This is a genomic window from Lactobacillus amylovorus DSM 20531 (assembly GCF_002706375.1).
GTDB lineage: Bacteria > Bacillota > Bacilli > Lactobacillales > Lactobacillaceae > Lactobacillus > Lactobacillus amylovorus.
Window position 1 is genome coordinate 994,176 of the sequence record NZ_CP017706.1, and the last position, 15,641, is coordinate 1,009,816.

Consider the following 15,641-nt stretch of genomic DNA (forward strand, 5'->3'; position numbering starts at 1 on the left):
GAATACCAGAAAAACTCAAAATAGTGGAATATTTTTCATTAAAGCCTTTTCACAATAGTTTATAATTAATAATATATTAAGAAAGCCCCAGAAGGGAGTTAAACATGCTTTTACGAAAATTCTCTATCACGGCTATCGTAGCATTGTTATTCGTGCCGCTTGTGAGTCAAGATGCGCAAGCCGCCACTTTTACTACTCAAGAAATTAACGAAATCCATAATTTTCAAAAAGAGTACACTAGTTTAGATAAAACTAATTATAGCGCTTCAAACATTTATGCCGTTAAGCCTCATTTAAGCAAAAAATTTAAAGCTGGTCGCTTACGTTCTAAATACATCAATACGCAAGTCGACTACATCAACTACTATCGCTCATTATTCGGCCTGTCGCCTGTTACTACTAGTGACTCTTCAAATAGTGGTGCGCAAAAAACAGCAGCCGTTATGGCCGCAATCAATGCCAATCCTTTTATCAATCAACACGGTTTGCCTAGTGAAAAAAGACCAAGCTTTATCTCTAAAGCAACTTGGAAATTAGCAAAAGAAACCTCTGAAAGTTCCAACTTAAACTTTAATGTATCACGTCAATCGGCCGGCGAAGTAATTACCGACTTGGTTACCGATCACTATAACTTAAGCGGAACAGACACCGGTCACCGGGCATGGCTGCTTTCTACTCGTTTGACTACGACCGGAATCGGTGCCGCCTATGGCAATAACGGTTATCGCTACTCCGTGCAGAAAGTGCTCAACGCTAACGATATGTTCCGCGCAGCTAGTCAGCCAGTGGTTACCTACCCTAGCGTCCGGCTCTTTCCTTCAGAATTGGCCCAAGGCAAGAACATCGTTTGGTCAATTTATCTATCTAACAGAGTCGTCAGAACTACGCCAACGATCACCATCAGGGATTTAGATACAGATATCGTTACGAATGGTACGCACGTAAGAAATTATAGTTCTGGTGGCTATGGCAACTTCAAGACGATCATTACCTACTCACCTGGTAAAACGGTTATTAGATCAGGCCATGAATACGAAATTAACATCAACGGTGTCTACAGATACAGATTTAAACTCTTCAAACAAGATGCCACTAATGACACTACTATCTATGCCACTCAAGAAGAGCAGCAAGCTAACCAAACTAATCAGACTAACACTTCTTTAGATAGACAAACTGAAGTACAGTCACCGATTTTATTGCAAAATAAAATCTTGAATGCGGCAATTGATACCAAAACCGTATCACTGCCAACTAATTCAAATAATTTATTTGATCAATTAACTAAAAAAGGCAAATGGAAACAAAACTTCTTTGTCAAAACCATTCGCCTTCAAAAGCATTAAAAAAAGGCCAAACATTGTTTGGTCTTTTTTCGTTTATAAAACTTTGGATAAGAAGTCTTTTGCTCTTTCACTTGTAGGATGTTCAAATACTTCTTTAGGCGTACCTTTTTCCTGCAAGTAGCCGTCAGCCATAAACCAGACTTCGTCGGCCACTTCACGTGCAAAGCCCATTTCGTGGGTTACGATTACCATCGTCATCCCTGAGCTAGCCAGATCCTTCATGGTCTTCAAAACTTCGCCAACCATTTCAGGGTCAAGTGCACTAGTTGGTTCGTCAAACAGCATCACTTCTGGGTCCATTGCTAAAGCTCTAGCAATCGCCACACGTTGCTGTTGACCACCTGAAAGACTAGTTGGGAATTGCTTTGCTCGATCAGCCAAACCTACTTTTTCTAAAAGAGCTAGGCCAGTTTTTTCGGCTTGCGCTTCGCTAATTCCTTTAACCTTCATTGGTGCCAACTTAACATTTTCAATGACATTCATATTTGGAAACAGGTTAAAGTTTTGGAAAACCATGCCCATTTTCTCACGCAATTGATCTAGTTCCTTGCCATCCTTTAAGCTAGCTAGGTCTGTGCCATCAAAAAGGATTTTTCCGGCTGTAGGATGTTCAAGCACGTTGAGGCAGCGCAAAAAGGTACTCTTACCAGATCCTGAAGGACCAATAATACAAATTACTTGACCCTTTTCGACAGAAGCTGAAATATCCTTTAACACTTCGTTTTTGCCAAAAGTCTTTTTAAGATGTTGAATATCGATCATTTTAGTCATTGTGCTTCATCCTCTTTTCGAAGTAGTTAAGTAATCTAGTTAAAGTAAAGGTCATGATGAAGTAGATGATCATCGCAATAAATAATGGCAAGACGCCACGGTAAGTTGAAGTTTGAATAAGTTCAGTTTGGTACATCAATTCGGTTACCCCGATAACTGAAACTAATGAACTGTCCTTCAATAAGGTAATAAATTCGTTCCCCAAAGCTGGCCAAATATTCTTTAAGGCCTGAGGAATAATGACGTAGCGGTATGCCTTGGCCTGACTAAGTCCAAGTGATCTTGCGGCTTCAGTTTGACCCTTAGCAACAGAAGCAATACCCGATCTAATGTCTTCGGCAACATAGGCACCTGAGTTAAGCCCGATCGCAATAATACCTGCAACTACGGCTGATAAATTAGAAATTAATGCACCAACACCGAAGTAAACAAAAAGAATTTGAACCATTTGCGGTGTACCACGAATGAATTCGATGTAGCAAACAGCAATCCAGTGGAGCAACTTGTTTCTGGACAAACGCATAAGAGCAAGTAACATCCCCAGCACAATACCGATTAATACTGAGAAAACAGTAATCACGATCGTGTAGCCGACACCTTTAACAAAGTATGGTGCATATTTAGCCATCGTGTTGGTCTTTTGCGCCGTCTTCATGTACTTGGCAGCTTCTGGCAAGTATTGCTTGTCGATCAAGATTTTCTTTTCTACACGGTTAATCGTCTTGTTAACTGCCTTAACCAAGTCGCCTTGACCCTTTGCCACAGCAACTGCGTTACCAGCTTGTTGTTCACGCAAGTCGCTTCTTATGGCCAGCAAGCTATTGTCGTTTTGCGCATAAGCTTTAGCAGTCAATTCTTCCATGACTACACCAGACATTTTGCCTGACTTTAAGGCAAAAACTAAATTGTTGATCTTGCCTAAACCTTTAACCTTGGACTTCTTCATTTGTGATTGGATCAATTGGTATTGGATACTCCCTGTTTGAGCACCAACGGTTTGACCAGCGAAGTCCTTGATCTTTCTGTATCTAGATTGATCACGTTTATTAATTAAAAAGTATTCGCCGCTTGGCTTGTAGTAAATCTTAGAAAAATCGACGCTCTTTTTTCTTTCAGGGTTTGGCGTCATGGCTGAAATAACCATGTCGACCTTGCCAGTTTCAAGGGCAACAAGAAGTGAGTCAAAGCTCATGTTCTTGATGACCAACTTGGCGTGCAAGTCCTTTGCGATATCTTTAGCTAATTCAATATCGATCCCAACATATTTAGTATTTCCCTTCACACTAGTAGTAAATTCAAGTGGCGGATAGTCAGCAGAGGTACCCACGACGAGCTCTTTTGATTGCTTAATCTTCTTCATGACTGTGCCGCTTTCGACCTTTTTAGTGGCCGCAAAAGTTGGTTGATTAAACAAAAAAAGAGTTGAAATTAGTGTAATGAAAGCAAGAAACAAATGGATTATCTTTGCTTTTTTCATATCAATTCGCCTAACTCTTTCGTTAAATACATATAAAGATTATTAATTATTTTTTAATTGTAAAGAAAGAATAAGCTTTGTGCAAGAGAAAAAACGTAACCACACTGCGTAATTACGTTTTTCACATTACTATTTAGCTGATGTTGCTTGCCAAGGAATGGCACAGATCACGTACATAACTACCCCCGTAATTACGTACTCTAAGAAGACGCTGCTGCCAATTTCTAGCAAGAAACCCAACTCAATATTATCAACGTCAAAAATAACTGGCACTACTGCTAACAATCCTGAAATCAAAATCACCCAGAAACCAGCCCACATGCCAGCTGCCGCGATGTCGTGAATCAACATGCGTGTTGCCGACTTAGTTCTCATATCATTGAGCAGTGAGAACAAAGTAATGATAGTGACAATGATGATAATGATATTAACAATCACTAGCAGACAAGCAATATTGGCACCTAACGTTACTACGCTTAGATTAAATGCCTTAGCTACCGCATATGGTGCGTTAGTCCCTTGCTTTTTCAATTTACTGTCGATTGTTTGGGCTCCACTAGATGAACCCTTATCAATTCCCTTATGAATATCTGTCAGAATCTGATTAGCCAGATCTAGATTATTAACCTTAAATCCATGAATGCCTAGCGAGTAGTCAATAACATGGTCGGCAATGGGTTGAGTTTGCGCATTAGCAAGCAAATTTGCATCATCTTCGCTTCTTGCCCCTACCAAATCAGCAAGATTATCAAAATTTTTATTAATTTGTCTGACAACAACAGCTTGATTGGAGCTAGTTCTAATCTGACCTTTCATAAAAATTGGATTCAGAAAAGTAGCTGTGATTAGGGCTAATGCCGCAATCAAAAAGATTACGAAAGCAAGCGTTCGTTTATACTGATTGTTTTGCTCATGTCCCATTCGTCGCAAATCAGCTCTTTTGCCTTCAACCATGACGATTCCCCTTTAGCTGAAAATTTCTTTACCTTCGTCAAACATCGTATCAATCGCACGGTGAACGACTTCCATATCAGCTGATTCAATAATTTCGTGTCCTTCTTTTAAGGCATGATCGATTTCATCAGAAGAACAATGCAAGAAACTGAACATCAATGCACTAGTTGCGTAGTCAGCCAATGCTTCAGCTGTTAAGTGATGCTTCTTACGGTCATGGTACAAGCGACCAATACCGCTGGTAACAAAAGCAATCCCAGTTTCAAGCTCTTTTTCATCAACATCGATGTCATCAAACAAATGATTAGATTGAATCCAGTTGTTGAGCATTACGCCCCAGTTATCCAAGGTAGCATTGCTTACGAAAGCTTCTGAGATGATTCTGTCTAACCCTTCATCGTGCATCCCCAAAATAGCAATTGTGTAAATAAAGGCCTTGGTTCTAGCGTATGGAGCGCTACTGTTTGCCATGTCGTAATTATTTACTTGTTGACCTAACGTATTAAAAAGATTGCGGATGATATCATTAGTCAACTTGGCTTTATGCGGATAATATGATTGCAACAGGGATTTGGAAATGCCTGATTTTTCTGCAATCATTTGCAAAGAAACATTATCCATTCCATTTTCTCTGATCAGATGGAAAGTATTGCCAAGAATAATTCTCCGTCTCTTCATGTTTTTCCGTCGTGCCATGTCTATTCCTCTAACTTTCTCTTTCTATACAACTTACATCAATTATATCAATCATTGCTATTTATGAATAGTTTTATGGTTTATCTACTCAACTTTTTAACACAAAAAATAATCCTCAATGTTGATGAGGATTATTATATATCAACTTTGGATTATATTTTACTTTAAGCGATTTTGTTCATCAAAAATTTGGTGAATTGAACGGTCATTGTAAACATAATCAATACCACGAGCCAAAAGTTGATCAACAGAGATACGAACCATTCTGTCTGGGTAACGAGTGTGCTTGATAGTATCAGTTACAACGATTTGTTCAATTGGCAATTCGTTAAGTACTTCGGTTGCATTCTTTGAAAGAAGTGCGTGAGTTGCTGCAACGTAAACCTTCTTAGCACCTGCAGCTAAAACTGACTTGGTTGAAGATGAAATGCGTGAACCAGTATCGATCAAATCATCAACAATGATACACTTCTTGTCCTTTACATCCCCAATAATATCGTGAACTTTGGTGTCGTAGCGTGCACCACGTTGGTCAACAATAGCAATTGGAGCATTGAAGTATTGACCAAAGTTACGAGCAAGCTTAGCACCTGAGTGGTCTGGTGAAACAACTACGATATCATCGTCTTCCTTGGTAGCAATACCGTTGTCTAAGAAGTATTGACCAAGAAGTGGAATAGCGTGTAAGTGATCTACAGGAATGTTGTAGAAACCTTGAATTTGTGAAGCATGCAAATCAACGGTGATCAAACGATCCATACCAGTTAATTGAAGCAAGTTAGCAACAAGCTTAGCAGTAATAGGTTCACGTGAACGAGTCTTGGTGTCTGAACGTGAGTATGCCAAGTATGGAACTACTACGTTAATGGTATGAGCTGAAGCACGGTGAAGTGCATCCAACACAATTTCAAGTTCCATGAAGTTTTCGTTAACTGGATCTTGAACAGATTGAATAACGAAAACGTCACAACCTCTGACAGATTCACCGATGTTAACTTGGATTTCACCATCGCTAAAGTGATGAACTGCAGTTTCGATTAGTGGTTGATGCAAAATTGAAGCAATCTTTTCATTTAATGCGGGATTACCACCTAACCCGATCACCTTCATTGGGTGTAATAATTGATGGAGTTCTTCCTTGTTCATAACGACCTCTTCTGAATTCTAAAAATTATATACAGGTCTATTATATACAAAAAAACACCTCTTAGAAATAAAAGAGGTGTTTATTTCTACTTTGATCTACGATACTTAGTGCCACGACCATTGCCAATCTTTACTACATAGCCCTTTTGGATTAATTCTTCTAAGAGATTCAGAACCTTATTTTTACTAAAAGAAGTCTCTTGACTAATGCGAGAACTTGATAACGGTGCACTTTGTAAAATTGAGTATACTTCATTGGCATCTTCTGAAACACCCTGAAGTTCCATTTTAACCACTGGCCAAACAATCTTAATTGAGTTTTCGAAAATCGAAAATTGTGGTTGAGTCTTGCTATCAGCATAAGCAGCAAGAATTCTCTGAATTCCTGTACTAAATCGTTCAATTAAACCTAGTCTAAAGAAAATATTCGCAATAATTGGATTACGTAAAATAGATAATTGACCAGCTAAATATTCTTCTTTACTTAGGCCCTTGGGCAAACCACCAGGAGATGTTACTTCAATTCGATCATCAAACATTGCGACCTTGATTTGAGCATTAACATCCCAAGTTCGATGAACAATCGCATTAGCAATCGCTTCTCTAAAGGCATCTTCAGGAATTTGCTCATTTTTTCTGCGGTATGCCCCATCGATTACCTCATTTTGATAATATTGTCGATACTTTTGCAATGCATCTTGATAAAGTTTCAATACTGACACCTTTTCTATCTGAGCGCGATCAAGCATTACATTAATGTTGTCACCGAATTTAACTAAGTCAATGCCTCGATAATCATTTTCATCTGCAAATAATGCACCAGCGTTAGTATATTTTCCATTTTTCTCTCTCAAGCCAAGCGTAATCAATAAATCTGGCGTAAGTTTTTCAATACCAATCTTTTTTTGTAAAGCTTTTTCCAAAATAGAAAAGTGTAGATTTGATGCATGAGATGGCAAACTATCGTATGAACAATTTTGTCCTTCTAGAATAAGACGTGATAATTCTAAAGAATCTACTGGTACAGATGCACTATCATTTCTTTTGTAGGCTTTTTCTTTATAGAAATATGGAGGATATAATCCTTGAAAAATTTTCAATGTAATTACATTAGTTTGTTCATCAATATGTAAACGATAATCAACTTGTGGTCTAATTGAATCATTGATTTTATTCTCAATATTCAAACATGTTTGAACTGGATCTTTTACTCCAACTACAGTTCCATCATCTTTAAAACGTAAATTTCAGATTTTACGTCCAAAAAAGGACGTAAAAAAGGACGCATTTTTTTGCGTCCCTTTTTACGTTTAAAATGAAACGTAAATTCACTTAATACCAGCTTGGTTTGTCGCCTTCAGTACCTGGTTTACCTAAACCGATTGACTTACCAATATCTTCCTTAGGATACTTGATCAAATGGTAAACGTAAGCTGCGACAGATTTACGTGAAACTTCGGTGTCCTTGATTGGCTCGCCTTTTTCACTCTTTTCGTAGTCAACTTCGTTTTTATCGGTCATCCAAGTTGGACGAATAATCGTGTAATCCAAACCCGATTCTTCAATTCTCTTAGCAGCCTTAGCATATTCAGTAATGTAATCGCCTAAAGTTTCCTTATTCCATTCACCGAACTTGCCAGGAACTTCGTCATAAATGCCTAAAGTTGAAATCCAGATCAGTCTCTTTACGTGGGCATTCTGCATTGCTTCAACCGTAGCTTCAGCTTCAAGATCAATATCATCCTTGCCGCCTAAGTTAGCATAAACAATATCTTGACCCTTCATTGCCTTTTCAAGTTGAGCAGCATCTGTTGCACTACCTTCAAAAATCGTAGCTTGATTCTTCTTGTCTGCCATACGAGAAGCGTTACGTAAAAACAATGATGTTTGAACGTCTTTATCCGCAAATAAAAACTTTTCTACAATTTGGGCTACTCGTCCGTGAGCACCAAGTACTACAACTTTAACCATAATTTTCTCCTTTTTAATCTAGTCAAAATTCATTATGCATTATTCTATCTACATACTAGACCAAAACGAAAAAATAAGCTAATTTACTTACAAAAATCCTTAATTAAATCAAGCATTTTTAGGCTTCTAACCGCATAACTATTATGTGTTTGGCGGGGCATAATTACTAAGCGCGCATTTGGCATTAATTGACTATACCAACGAACGTGTTCAACTTTTATCCAGTCTTTTTCACCGACCACGCACAAAGTTGGTGTCTTGATTTTCTTCAAATCGTCTTCTGAAATAAATGATTCAGTCAATTCAACGCGGCTATCACGATCTAGCTTCAAGAAACGATGAAATCCTTCAGTGAGGTAGTGATATGGGCGAATTCCTGCACCATTTACAAAAACGCCGGCCACAATCATTTTCTTAAAGATATTAGGATGCTGCTTGGCAAGCATCATGGCTACTAAGCCGCCTGCATCAAAGCCAAAGCAGTAACATCCCTCAATGCCGACTTGCTTAATAAAAGCATAAACGTCTTCGACTTCGGTCTGATAGTGTTCCGCAATATCACCTTCACTCAGTCCATGACCACGCATATCCAAAACATAAACTGAGTAGTATAGCGATAATGGAGCCACGATCTTATCGAACATGCCGCCATCTAAATGATGTCCATGAAGAAGAAGCAAAGGTGCACCTTTGCCTAATTTATGGTAATAAAATTCAACACCGTTGACTTTTTCTTTCATAAAACCCTCTCTTATTGAGCGTCGCTGTCGCGCAAAGCCGGATTATCATCCATCTTCTTACGCAGCTTCTCATCTTCACGATCTTTAAGCATGGTCTTGATAATCTTATGCCATACTCGATAATTGCCACGGAAATTATCTGCTACCTTCTTGATGTTAGGTTGGTGAATAATACTGCCTTTTCTTTGCCAGTAGTGGTAGTAAGGCTTTTGCGTGTAATATACACCCTTGCAGACTGAGATGTACTTTACGTTAAAAATTTGATCTTCAAGCAGTGAAATATCACAATCAAATCTTAAGTGGTACTTCTTAATAATTGCCATCTTATAAGCTTTGTTCCAGCTGTAGCCCTTCATTGGCGAGCCGAAAACATTGGTCAATTTAAGGTAAGTTTCACCGCGTGTTAAAAGACCACCTTCAGGATGACCAACAACATGAGATTTTTTGTCAGGATAATCCATCCAGTAGCCACAAGATACCAGACTGACATCTGGATGTTCTTCAAAAGCTCTGATAAAGAATGCTGTGTAACCTGGATCTACCCAATCATCACCATCATGAAAGGTGACATATGGCGTATCGATATATTTCATACCGACATTACGTGCGTCGGATGGGCCACCATTTTTCTTTTTGATTAATTTGAAGTATGGAAAACGTTTGGCGTAGCTCTGTGCTACCTCAGCCGAATTATCTGTTGAGCCATCATCTACCACGATTAACTTAAAACTCTTGTCGACTTGCTTGAGCAGAGCTTCAAAAGCACGTGGCAGGTATTGTGCCGTATTATAGACCGGCATAATGATAGTTAACTTAGGCACTTGTAACATATTGTCCCCCTTTATTGCTCTTAATTATACCATCTTCGAGTTTTAGGTTGAAATTAAGAAAGTTTTAGGAGAAGATTTACATTCCGTTCAAAATTATCTAGTATAATATTTCGTATCAAACAGAATAAACATTCGATAAGAGGAAAAAACATGAAAAAAACTATTAAAATTTTAACAGCCATTTTTTTTAGTGCTGTCGCGACAATCGTAGTTGGTCAAAACAATCGTGTTTTAGCTGACGATGAAACTCCCGTGGTAACACTTGGTACCTCATTAACCGACTCACAAAAAGATGGTACATTAAAGATTTTGACTGCCCCATTAAATGGCGGCAACTACCAAACCATCACTGTTACCGGTTCTGACTTGGTTAGATATTTGAATCCATCTGGTGACAACTTCACTACTTCTTCTGGCGTTTGGTCCAGTGCCATGATTCAAAAGACCAGCAGCGGTAGCGGAATTAACGTTAAGATTTTGGACTATAACGGCAAAAACAACATTACAACCATCACTGCCAACCAATACAAAAACGCGGCTTTAACTGCCGGTATCACAGACGCTAACATTTACGTTACTAGTGCTATTCCAATCGACGGTTCAGGTGCCTTGGCTGGTGTTTATGCTGCATACGCTAAAAACGGCAATGCTTTGAACCAAAAGCAAGTTAATGCAGCTCAAGACGAAATGAATACTTTGAGTGGCATTACTCAAGACAACAAAGATAAAAAAGGCTACTCTGACGCTCAATTGAACAACGCGGTTGCTGGTGCCAAGAGTGAAATGGCTAAGCAAGGTCAAAACATTTCTGACAGCCAAATTCGTGATATTGTAAATAACCAAATCAATATCAATCACTTGGGCAACACCATTAACAACAATCAAAAGAACCAAATTGTTAACCTGTTGATTGAAATCCGTGATTCTGGCGCCCTTAAGAGCAGCAGTTTCAAGGGTCAAGCTTCTAAGCTTTCTAGTCAAATCGAAAATAGTGCTAAGAACATCTTTAACAAGTTCAACACGCCAGAAAATCGCAGCTGGCTACAACAATTGTGGGACAGTATCGTGAACTTCTTCAGCCACATGTTTGGCGGAGTTATTTTAGGCTAAAAAATTAAGGCCATGATTATCAATGATAGTCATGACCTTTTTTAATTACATATGCTCATCCATGTAGCGATTCAATGCGTGATCGACATATTCGTTGCCGCGGTTATTGGCGTGGCCTTTAGTCCATTCAAAGGTGCTGTCAGGGAAGGATTGCAACAAGCGGTCTAGTTCTTTCCATTCAGGCACATTCTTTAATGAACCTGATGAGCGTTTCCAGCCGCGTTTCTTCCAACCTTGGAGCCAGTGCTGATTAATAGCATTTAAAACGTATTTTGAATCAAGCACAAACAACAAATGCTTTTCGTTAAAGCCAAGCTCAATTAGCTTTTTCAATGCATTGATCAAAGCAGTCTGCTCCATCTTGTTGTTGGTTGCGCCGTATTCGCCACCAGAACCATCTTCAGAGCCGCCATCCCACTCAATTAAGTAGGCCCAGGCAGCCTTATCTGTCTTTTTAACGTGGCCGCCCTTATAAACACCGGTATTTCGGGTACCGCCATCAGTATAAGTAGTCGCAAAATACTCACTAGATTGGGTATTTTGCTTTTTTGTTTTCTTATTTTTGGTTGCCTTAACCGGCTTTTTACTGTTATGCTTTATTTTTTCGATGGCATTTTCTAGCGTGTCATCTTTGCGGTTGATTGTTTCTTCATGTGACTTTTCTTGCCAGCCCAAATAATCAATTGCATCGGTGATATTCTCAAAGGATTTATATTCAGCGCCGGAAAAACCATCCACTTGTTTTTTGGCCTCATCCCAATTGCGATAAACGCCTGGAACGCGACCTTTTTTTACTGCATAAATTTTCATAGCTACCTCAAAATCAAAAAACTTCCACTAAATGTTAAAATGTACTTGCTACTATTCACATTATATAGAAAAGAAATGAAGGTGAGCAAAAGTTGTTTTTCAATACTAAAAAATACGCTGAAGAAGCGGAAAAGAACCATAAACATGATCTAAAACAAGAACCAACCATGTTTAACATGATTTCATTGGGACTACTGGCAACTTTTGCCCCAACCCGTATTTTCTTGCGCATGCATAAGCGCCATATTACCGATAATGTGGTCGTTGAAGAAAGCGACGTCGAGCAAGTGCCGATCATTTATTTCCACGGTTTCCGCGGCGGTGACTACACCACCAATGTCATGGTGCATCAGGCAACTAAAGACAAAGGAAACGAGAAATTTTTAAAGGTTACTGTCGATTTACTCGGTAATTTTAAACTTGAAGGTACCTGGACAGGTGACGAGCATCCCATCGTGCAAATTGCCTTCCGGCAAAGAATCATCGGCATCTATGGCATCGACTATTACCTGAGTTTTGTCCTGCCATTTTTATCTAAAAGATACCACTTCAAAAACTACATCGCAGTGGCCCACTCACTTGCTTGTCCTTGCATCATTAGAACCGAGATGAAGCATTCTTCAAGTAAAGCTTTTCCGCATTTAACTAAATGCGCTCTTATTGCTGGTCCATTTGACGGGGTAACTTATCTTGGCGACATCCCTAACGTTAATGTTTTAAACGAAAACGGACGTCCAAGCATGATGAACCCACATTATCTCTATCTTTTATTCAACCGCAGAAAATTCAATCCTAACATTTCCGTCTTAAATATCTACGGCAACGTCTTGGACAATACTAATACAGATAAATTTATTTCCGTCGTCTCAGCTAAAAGCATTCGCTACATTTTGGCTCCTAAAGCTCATTTCTACCAAGAAGTCGAGGTCCGTGGCAAAAACGATGCGGAACACAGCTGGATGCACGATAATCCTTTCGTAATTGACATTATTAATAAATTTCTTAACTTAAAAAAATAGTTTCTATGGAGGAAGAAAATGATTTGGTGGCATGATTTTATCAGAATTATCTTTATAACTAATACGATCTTAGCCTTCTACATCGTTTTCCACCGGAAGCGTTCAGTTTCTACAACTTGGGCTTGGCTGATTATTTTGCTTATTCTGCCAGTAATCGGTATTACCCTTTATGCCTTTTTTGGTCGAGGTATTTCCCAGGAAAACATTTTTGCCATCAATAAACAGAAACACATCGGCCTGCACAATGTTCAGGAGTCAATTACTGAGGCCCCTAAGCATGTCAGCCCTTCTGATACGTCAAGTGCCGGTGAGATAGCCATCCGCTTTTTTAACCAGGATGATGAATCTCCTTTGACCAAAAACAATAATGTTGAGCTTTACACGGAAGGCGAAACCTTCTTCCACGACATGCTCAAAGACATTGTTCGCGCTAAAGAAACTATTAATATCGAATTCTACACTTTTTACAGTGACAACATTGGTAACCGTGTTTTGCAACTGTTGATTAAAAAGGCCCAACAAGGCGTTAAGGTGCGCGTAATCTACGATGCCTGGGGCTCAATGGGTGCCACTAAAGCCTGGTTTGATCAATTGCGGGATGCGGGCGGCGAAGTTTTGCCCTTTATTACTTCTAAAAATATGATCACCAGATACCGTATCAATTACCACTTGCACCGCAAAATCGTGGTCATTGACGGTAATATTTCTTGGACTGGCGGTTTCAACATTGGTGATCAATATTTAGGTAAGAAAAAGAAATTCGGTCATTGGCGCGACAGTCAGGTACGCATTGTGGGTTCTGCCTCTCTGCTTTTACAAGAACGTTTCGTGATGGACTGGAACGCTTCAGTTAAAGAAGCAGATCAGATCATTCGCTTTAACTCCACTCTTTTTCCAGATCTTGATGAAACCAACATTCATCAGGGCGACATCGCTACGCAAATCGTCTCAGATGGTCCCGACCGTTACACGCCATACATGCGCAATGGCATGATGCGACTCATGCTACTGGCTCGAAAGAGATTATGGATTCAAACACCTTATCTGATACCAGATGACGCCGTTTTTGCGGCATGGCAAACGATCGCTGCATCGGGTGTCGACGTGCGCATCATGATTCCTTGCAAACCGGACCACCCATTCATTTATCGCGCTACGCAATGGTACGCTAATGAGTTAACTCGTTGCGGTGTCAAAATTTATATTTACGAAGATGGCTTTTTACATGCGAAAACGACTATCATCGATGACAAATTTTCTAGCGTCGGTTCAATGAACCAAGACTATCGTTCATACGATTTGAACTTTGAAGACAACGCTATTTTTTACGATAAAGATTTCAACGAAAAAATGGCTCAGGTCTTTGAAGAAGATATGAAGAAATCTCATTTGCTCACACCTGAGGAAATAAAAAAGCAAGGTCGTTTATTACGAACCTTGCAGAGTTTTTCTAGTATGCTATCACCAATTTTATAATTATTGGATTTCGACTGAGACATTTTTGCCCATATATTTTTGAAGGGCTGGTACAACTTCATTCACTTGATTGCGGAAACGCATCATGTATGACTTGTTGTCCTTCGTTCTAAAAATAGCCACAATCAATGGCTTTCTTTGATTTGGCATATTGATCAAAGTGATGTCAGCAATATCTTCATATTTGACAGTGCGTTTGAAATAGCCGGAAACGACTAATCTCTTAGGACTGAAACCTGAGAAACCATCAACGATACTGATTAATAGGAATAAAGCTAGGAAGACGTTTAAGCCTGGATCACCTTTTTCAATGTAGTTCCAGGTGAAGCCTAGCCAGATAAAAATGACGGCCCAAACAATTGAGGAAGCACGGTAGTGACCACGGAATTCGACCTTTGCTTGCCAGTACCAACTGTAACAAGCATAAGCCAACATTAAGATGTTAATTACTATATAAAAGTAGGACATGTATGTCATAAGAATTCTCCTCAACGTTTTATTTGTTCTATTATAACAAAAAGTCGATATATAATTATACATAGTAATTCTTTCAGAGGTAAAATAATGAATCATGATGATTTAACTGAATTGCAGCAAGATTTAGATAATGCAAAACATGTTGTCTTCTTAACGGGAGCCGGTGTTTCTACACACTCAGGCATCCCCGATTACCGCTCCAAAAACGGTATCTACAATGGCGTACAGGAAAGTCCCGAGACGATTTTAAGTGAAAGTACACTCTATAATCGCCCCGAATTTTTCTATCATTTCGTGATGGACAATATGTACTTTCCCGATGCCAAGCCAAATCTAATTCATGAAAAAATTGCGCAAATTTGCAATAAAAAAGGCGATTTGATCACGCAAAATATTGATAGATTGGATACGAAAGCTGGCAATGAACACGTAACAGAATTCCACGGCAATTTGTATAATATATACTGTACTAAATGTCATCAGCCAGTTTCCTATGATGAATACGCCAAGTGCTACATTCATCAAAACTGCGGCGGAATTATTCGTCCAGGAATTGTGCTTTACGGGGAAGCAATCAATCCCGAAACGCTAAACAATTCGGTCAATGTTATGCAAAAATCCGACTTAATTATCATCAGCGGTACTAGTTTTGTGGTTTATCCATTTGCCCAACTATTGGCCTACCGCAAAGAAAACACAAAAATTTATTCGATTAACAAAACTGAAATTCCGGCTCCTGGCGTAAAACAAATCATTGGAGACGCGCTTGATGCATTTAAACAATTGAATTAGAATTTTTGTTTTATTATTCTTATAAA

General features: G+C 39.0%; 16 protein-coding genes. 5 read left to right on the forward strand and 11 right to left on the reverse strand.

What is annotated here, in order from left to right:
* Nucleotides 1-104: 104 nt before the first annotated feature.
* A complete protein-coding gene (locus tag LA20531_RS05180) occupies nucleotides 105-1,346 on the forward strand; it encodes a CAP domain-containing protein (RefSeq protein WP_056939597.1) in 1,242 nt (413 codons plus the stop codon).
* A 33-nt stretch (nucleotides 1,347-1,379) separates the two neighbouring features.
* On the opposite strand, the gene LA20531_RS05185 is transcribed toward LA20531_RS05180, so the two are convergent.
* From LA20531_RS05185 to LA20531_RS05225, 9 genes are all read right to left on the reverse strand, one after another.
* Nucleotides 1,380-2,117 carry an amino acid ABC transporter ATP-binding protein gene (locus LA20531_RS05185; protein ID WP_056939596.1) on the reverse strand — a complete coding sequence of 246 codons (738 nt, stop codon included), beginning with the start codon at nucleotides 2,115-2,117 and terminating at the stop codon, nucleotides 1,380-1,382.
* Nucleotides 2,110-3,594 carry an ABC transporter substrate-binding protein/permease gene (locus LA20531_RS05190; protein ID WP_056939595.1) on the reverse strand — a complete coding sequence of 495 codons (1,485 nt, stop codon included), beginning with the start codon at nucleotides 3,592-3,594 and terminating at the stop codon, nucleotides 2,110-2,112. The genes LA20531_RS05185 and LA20531_RS05190 overlap by 8 nt, the downstream gene beginning before the upstream one ends.
* A 129-nt stretch (nucleotides 3,595-3,723) precedes the next feature.
* Nucleotides 3,724-4,548, reverse strand: a complete 825-nt coding sequence (locus LA20531_RS05195; RefSeq protein ID WP_013436978.1) for a hypothetical protein — start codon at nucleotides 4,546-4,548, stop codon at nucleotides 3,724-3,726.
* 12 nt (nucleotides 4,549-4,560) lie between these two features.
* Nucleotides 4,561-5,244: a TetR/AcrR family transcriptional regulator gene (locus tag LA20531_RS05200; RefSeq protein WP_056939594.1), complete on the reverse strand. Its 684-nt coding sequence runs from the start codon at nucleotides 5,242-5,244 to the stop codon at nucleotides 4,561-4,563.
* A gap of 159 nt (nucleotides 5,245-5,403) precedes the next feature.
* Nucleotides 5,404-6,390: a ribose-phosphate diphosphokinase gene (locus LA20531_RS05205; protein ID WP_056939593.1), complete on the reverse strand. Its 987-nt coding sequence runs from the start codon at nucleotides 6,388-6,390 to the stop codon at nucleotides 5,404-5,406.
* An 86-nt stretch (nucleotides 6,391-6,476) separates the two neighbouring features.
* Entirely contained in the window at nucleotides 6,477-7,577 is a 1,101-nt protein-coding gene (locus LA20531_RS05210; protein ID WP_056939592.1) for an ATP-binding protein, read from the reverse strand.
* A gap of 145 nt (nucleotides 7,578-7,722) precedes the next feature.
* Nucleotides 7,723-8,361 (reverse strand): NAD(P)H-binding protein, encoded by a 639-nt coding sequence (locus LA20531_RS05215; protein ID WP_046432985.1) that lies wholly within the window; start codon nucleotides 8,359-8,361, stop codon nucleotides 7,723-7,725.
* A gap of 83 nt (nucleotides 8,362-8,444) precedes the next feature.
* Nucleotides 8,445-9,101, reverse strand: coding sequence for an alpha/beta fold hydrolase (locus tag LA20531_RS05220; protein WP_046432982.1), 657 nt, complete (start codon nucleotides 9,099-9,101; stop codon nucleotides 8,445-8,447).
* 11 nt (nucleotides 9,102-9,112) lie between these two features.
* Nucleotides 9,113-9,931 carry a glycosyltransferase family 2 protein gene (locus tag LA20531_RS05225; protein WP_056939591.1) on the reverse strand — a complete coding sequence of 273 codons (819 nt, stop codon included), beginning with the start codon at nucleotides 9,929-9,931 and terminating at the stop codon, nucleotides 9,113-9,115.
* A gap of 150 nt (nucleotides 9,932-10,081) precedes the next feature.
* On the opposite strand from LA20531_RS05225, the gene LA20531_RS05230 reads away from it, so the two are divergent.
* Entirely contained in the window at nucleotides 10,082-11,041 is a 960-nt protein-coding gene (locus LA20531_RS05230) for a DUF1002 domain-containing protein (protein WP_056939590.1), read from the forward strand.
* A 45-nt stretch (nucleotides 11,042-11,086) separates the two neighbouring features.
* Here the strand turns inward: LA20531_RS05230 and LA20531_RS05235 are convergent, their stop codons facing one another.
* Nucleotides 11,087-11,851 carry a ribonuclease H family protein gene (locus LA20531_RS05235; RefSeq protein WP_056939589.1) on the reverse strand — a complete coding sequence of 255 codons (765 nt, stop codon included), beginning with the start codon at nucleotides 11,849-11,851 and terminating at the stop codon, nucleotides 11,087-11,089.
* A gap of 92 nt (nucleotides 11,852-11,943) precedes the next feature.
* Between LA20531_RS05235 and LA20531_RS05240 the strand changes: the two genes are divergently transcribed.
* Together LA20531_RS05240 and cls are read left to right on the forward strand one after the other, a co-directional pair.
* Nucleotides 11,944-12,870, forward strand: coding sequence for an alpha/beta hydrolase (locus LA20531_RS05240; RefSeq protein ID WP_056939588.1), 927 nt, complete (start codon nucleotides 11,944-11,946; stop codon nucleotides 12,868-12,870).
* A gap of 18 nt (nucleotides 12,871-12,888) precedes the next feature.
* Entirely contained in the window at nucleotides 12,889-14,346 is a 1,458-nt protein-coding gene (cls, locus tag LA20531_RS05245; protein ID WP_056939587.1) for a cardiolipin synthase, read from the forward strand.
* On the opposite strand, the gene LA20531_RS05250 is transcribed toward cls, so the two are convergent.
* Nucleotides 14,347-14,823 carry a hypothetical protein gene (locus tag LA20531_RS05250; RefSeq protein ID WP_056939586.1) on the reverse strand — a complete coding sequence of 159 codons (477 nt, stop codon included), beginning with the start codon at nucleotides 14,821-14,823 and terminating at the stop codon, nucleotides 14,347-14,349.
* An 87-nt stretch (nucleotides 14,824-14,910) separates the two neighbouring features.
* Here LA20531_RS05250 and LA20531_RS05255 point away from each other — a divergent pair, with 87 nt between their 5' ends.
* Nucleotides 14,911-15,615, forward strand: coding sequence for an NAD-dependent protein deacylase (locus LA20531_RS05255; RefSeq protein ID WP_056939585.1), 705 nt, complete (start codon nucleotides 14,911-14,913; stop codon nucleotides 15,613-15,615).
* Nucleotides 15,616-15,641: the final 26 nt, after the last annotated feature.